Here is a 4,923-nt window from a genome sequence, read left to right as displayed (position 1 = left end):
CTTCCCTGGATCTCATTTCCTCTCCCCTCTCCTTCTTTCCTCCTGATTTTCACAGAAAACAGAGGCCAGCCTATTGCTGTGCCTCCGTTTCCGTTTATTTCTGCACCTGCAGCGCCGCAGCGGATCGGTCATGTACATATCGGGTCAATTCCACCGTCATCTCATAATAGAAAAACGGAGTAATCAAATAAATGCCGTTAAAGTATTCCATGGCCATATCCACCAGCTCTCGGGCAATCGCCACGCCTTCACGGCGGGCTTCTTCGCCCGGCTCATGTGCATGCATGCGGGCACGCGCTTCGTCCGACAACTTGATGCCGGGTACTTCGTTGTGAAGAAACTCCGCGTTGCGCGAGCTCGTCAGCGGCATAATGCCGATAAAAATCGGGATGTCCAGATGTTTTGTGCCTTCATAAATCCGCTCAATCATTTCCCGGTCATATACCGGCTGCGTCATAATGTAGTCCGCTCCCGCTTCTACCTTCTTCTCAAGGCGCCGCAGTGCGGCATCGAACTGGCGCACATGCGGATTGAACGCAGCGCCGACTACGAAATCCCCCCGCTGCTTGAGCGGCTTGCCCGAGAAGGTGAATCCTTCATTCAGCTGTTTAATCATGCGGATTAAGTCAAATGAGGATACATCGAACACAGAGCTTGCACCGGGCAAATCTCCGAAACGGGCCGGATCGCCTGTAATGACCAGCACCTGGTTGATGCCAAGTGCATACAGCCCCATCAGGTGCGATTGTTGGCCGATCAGGTTGCGGTCACGGCAGGCGATGTGCAACAGCGGTTCGGCACCGAATTTCGTCTTTATAATCGATCCGAGCGCCATGTTGCTCATGCGTGTCGTTGCCAGTGAATTATCGGCCAGCGTGATCGCATCGGCGCCCGCTTCCTTCAATGCTGCCGCTCCCTTCAGAAACTTCTCCGTATCCAAATCGCGCGGTGGGTCCAGCTCAACAATGACCGTATGCCGCTGTCTTACCGTATCTACAATTCCTTTGGAGCGCTCCGGGGAGACAATGCGAATTGGCGTTCTTTCCTCTTCTTTCACTGTAATAACCGGATTAACCCGGGGCAGCGGATCACGCTCTGCCAACACCTGTGCCATCATGCGGATATGCTCGGGGGTTGTGCCGCAGCAGCCGCCGATAAGTCTCGCTCCCTGAGCCCGGAAACGCAGCGCGCTTTCCCCGAAGTACTGGGGAACCGATGCGTAGGAGTACTCGCCGTCTGACATCGCAAGCCGTCCCGCATTGGGAAATACAGACAAAGGCGTATCTTCCGGTACGACCGTATTCTCAATCGAGCGAAGAATTTCTGCCGGACCCATTCGACAGTTCAGACCAACTACATCTGCGCCCGCTTTCTTTAATTCAGAGAATGCGCGGGTCAGCGTATATCCGTCCCGCGTCCGGCCCACCTCTATCGTGGCAAGCTGGGCAATAATCGGCAGCTTCGTCAACGGACGAATGATATCGAGAGCCAGCAGCAATTCGTCCAGGTCAAGGAATGTCTCCAGGAGAATGGCATCCACTCCGCCCGCCAGCAGCGCGGAAGCCTGCTCCTCGTACTGTTCTCCATAAGTATCCATCTGCTGGGCATCCCGCACCCTTCCAGCAATAATCGACCCGATACCGCCAACCACATATGCGTCATCACCGACCGCTTCCCGTGCGACTTTGGCTGCGGCCCGATTCATCCGCTCCACTTTATCCTGCAGACCGTGGCGGGCCAGGGCATCCCGATGAGCGCCGTACGTATTGGTCTGAATAAAGCGTGCGCCCGCTTCGTAATAGGAACGGTGAACTGTTCGGATAATCTCCGGGTCCGATAGGCTTAACTCTTCGTAACAGATGCCGATCGGAACACCCAGCTGATAGAGCCAGGTGGCCATTGCGCCATCGCCAATCAACAGGTGGTTATTCAGATATGTTTTTAGATTTTCTTTTGGCATGGGCTTCCTCTCCCTTCCTCGTTTTATTCACCGGCATTGAAATAGCGCGCTTCAGGATGGGAGAATACCATGGCCGAAACGGACGCCTCCGGTTCCATCATGCAGCCATCGGTTAGGTGCACACCGATATCTTCCGGCTTCAGCAAATCAAATAGCAGTTTCTGATCCTCCAAATCCGGGCAAGCCGGATAGCCAAACGAGACGCGGATGCCCTGGTAACGAGCTCCGAAACGCTGCTGCATCGTCATCTCCGCCGGATCCGGGAAGCCCCATGTATCGCGCAGAATATGGTGCGTCCGCTCGGCGAACGCCTCGGCCAGTTCGAGCGCCAGCGCCTGCAGCACATGCGAACGGAGATAGTCGCCCTTCTCCTTCCATTCTTCCGCTTTCTCCCGCACGCCCTTGCCTGCGGTGACTACAAGGAATGCGACATAATCCATAACTCCGCTTTCCACCGGTTTTACAAAATCGGCCAGGCAGAGATATGGCGCTTCTTTTTGCCGCGGGAAAGAGAATGTTTTGAGTATGACGCTATGATCGTTCGGATCATAGATATAAATTTCGTTTCCTCTGGATTGCGCCGGGAAGAAACGGTACATACCATGCGCGGTCAGCAGACCGGTTTCTTCCGCTTCCGCCAGCAACTCCTCCACGATTTCCTTCAGTTCAACCGTCTTCGGGTCACCCTCCGAAAGCAGTGCGTCCACATTGCCGCGTACGCCTAAGTGCTTGCCCAGCAGCATACGCAGATTCAGATACGGGTGCAGATGCGTAAGCGGGTAATCGCGTAGAATGTGACGGTCAAAATCCGGTGGCAGGAATACCGGAACATCCATACGTACCGAAGAACGCTGCGGCACGGCTGGTGCCGCTTCTGTTTCCTTCGCTTCGGAAGCTGCTGTAACCTGCGCTTCTTCCTTCGCCCGGGCCGCGGACTCTTCCAGCTCGGCCCGCATTTTCGGATTCACCAGCTTATTGGCGATGTCCAGTCCGCTCATGGCGTCTTTGGAATATAGCACGAGTCCGTTATATTCCGGAGCAATACGATTCTCGGTAAACTTACGTGTCAATGCTGCGCCGCCCACGAGAATCGGTACGTCGATACCAGCCGCTCTCAAATCCTGTACTGTTGTCACCATCTGCTGTGCTGATTTGACAAGCAGACCTGAAAGTCCGATTATATCCGGCATCTCTTTACGGCAGGCTTCAATCAACTGCTCCGGCGGCACTTTAATCCCCAGATTAACAATCTTGTAGCCGTTATTCCCAAAGATAATCTCCACCAGGTTTTTGCCGATGTCATGCACATCGCCTTTTACGGTAGCGAGCATGACCGTGCCTTTAGTGGATGCCTGCGTTTTCTCCATGAACGGCTCCAGATAAGCGACTGCGGCTTTCATTACTTCCGCACTTTGCAGCACTTCCGCAACAATCAACTGGTTATCATTAAACAGGCGGCCCACTTCGTCCATACCGTTCATCAACGGTCCGTTGATGATATCAAGCGGCGCGTATTTGTCCAGCGCTTCTTCCAGATCCGGAATTAGCCCTTCTTTTGTTCCTTCCACCACGTAATGGGCCAGGCGCTCTTCTAAGCTTAGATTTGTAATTTCTTCGACCTTCTCCACCTTTTTCTCGCGATAGAATGCTGTAAACCTTGCCAGCGTCTCGTCAGTCGTATCAAACAGCAGCGCTTCCGCCAATTGACGTTCCTCTTCTGGAATAGACGCGAAACGCTGCAGCTTCTCCGTGTTGACAATGGCGTAATCAAGTCCCGCTTTCGTACAGTGGTATAAGTACACGGCATTCAGAACTTCTCTGCCCGCAGGCGGCAAACCGAATGATACGTTGCTGACGCCAAGAATGGTCTGACATTCCGGAAATTTCTCTTTAATCAACCGAATGCCTTCCACCGTCTCTTTCGCGGAACCGATGTATGCTTCGTCCCCCGTACCTACCGGGAAAACGAGCGGATCGAAGATTAAATCCCGCGGCGAAAGTCCGTACTTACCCACAAGCAGGCGATAGGATCGCTCAGCCACCTCAAGTTTGCGCCCGCGGGTCACAGCCATTCCCTTCTCGTCAATTGTGCCGACAACGACCGCACCACCGAACTTCCGTAAGAGCGGAGCCACTTCCGCAAAACGTTCTTCCCCGTCTTCCAGATTGATTGAGTTAATAATCGCCTTGCCCTGCGAGTACTTCAGCGCAAGGGCAATAACGTTCGGGTCGGTAGAGTCAATCATAAGCGGCACTTTTACCTTACGTACGACAAACTTTAGGAATGCCTCCATATCCGCCGCTTCATCCCGGTCCGGATCGGCAAGACAGATATCGATAACATGAGCGCCCCGCTTCACCTGAGCACGCGCAATTTCTGAAGCCTCTTCGTACTTGCCCTCCTTGATGAGATCACGGAATTTCTTTGAACCGATAACATTCGTACGCTCCCCTACAAATAAAGGCCGGTTGTCCTGTTCAAGGTAGACGGGTTCAATGCCGGATACCACATGTGTATGGAGTCCCTGCGGCTTACGCGGCTGATAATCTTTGAGCGCTTCCGCGATAGCCCGGATATGCTCCGGTGTCGTACCGCAGCAGCCGCCCGCCACATTAATCCACCCCTGCTCGGCGAACCCGGCCAGTTTGGCCGCCAGTGCCTGCGGTGACTCATGGTAGTGACCGTCTTCATCAGGCAGTCCGGCGTTCGGATAGCAGCTAACCGCACAGTTTGCCATACCGGACAACGTTCGGATATGATCCCGCATAAACTCCGGACCCGTCGCACAGTTTAAACCAATAGACACCGGCTGCAGGTGCTCAAGAGAGATGTAAAATGCTTCAATATTCTGACCGGCCAAGGTCGTTCCCATCGGCTCAATCGTTCCCGAGATCATGACCGGGATCTTATAACCCAGGGTTTCAAAGGCACGCTGGATGCCGATGCCGCCCGCTTTTACGTT

Annotated in this window: 2 protein-coding genes; both read right to left on the bottom strand. The window is 53.9% G+C overall.

Annotated elements, in window-relative coordinates:
- Positions 1 to 94: 94 nt before the first annotated feature.
- Complete coding sequence (locus B2899_RS14905) at positions 95 to 1,960, bottom strand: bifunctional homocysteine S-methyltransferase/methylenetetrahydrofolate reductase (protein WP_286886833.1); 1,866 nt, start codon at positions 1,958 to 1,960, stop codon at positions 95 to 97.
- A gap of 23 nt (positions 1,961 to 1,983) precedes the next feature.
- The coding region (gene metH / locus B2899_RS14900; RefSeq protein WP_286886831.1) for a methionine synthase at positions 1,984 to 4,923 on the bottom strand (2,940 nt) is incomplete at its 5' end.

Source organism: Aneurinibacillus sp. UBA3580 (genome assembly GCF_002375825.1).
In the GTDB taxonomy this organism is placed as follows: Bacteria; Bacillota; Bacilli; order Aneurinibacillales; family Aneurinibacillaceae; genus Aneurinibacillus; species Aneurinibacillus danicus.
The sequence above is the reverse complement of the archived record's forward strand: the minus strand, read 5'-3'. Positions and strand labels throughout refer to the sequence as shown.

What these genes read in the sequence shown, in the direction of transcription:
- B2899_RS14905 (WP_286886833.1), bottom strand. Translation starts at nt 1,960, where the DNA reads ATGCCAAAAGAAAATCTAAAAACATATCTGAATAACCACCTGTTGATT.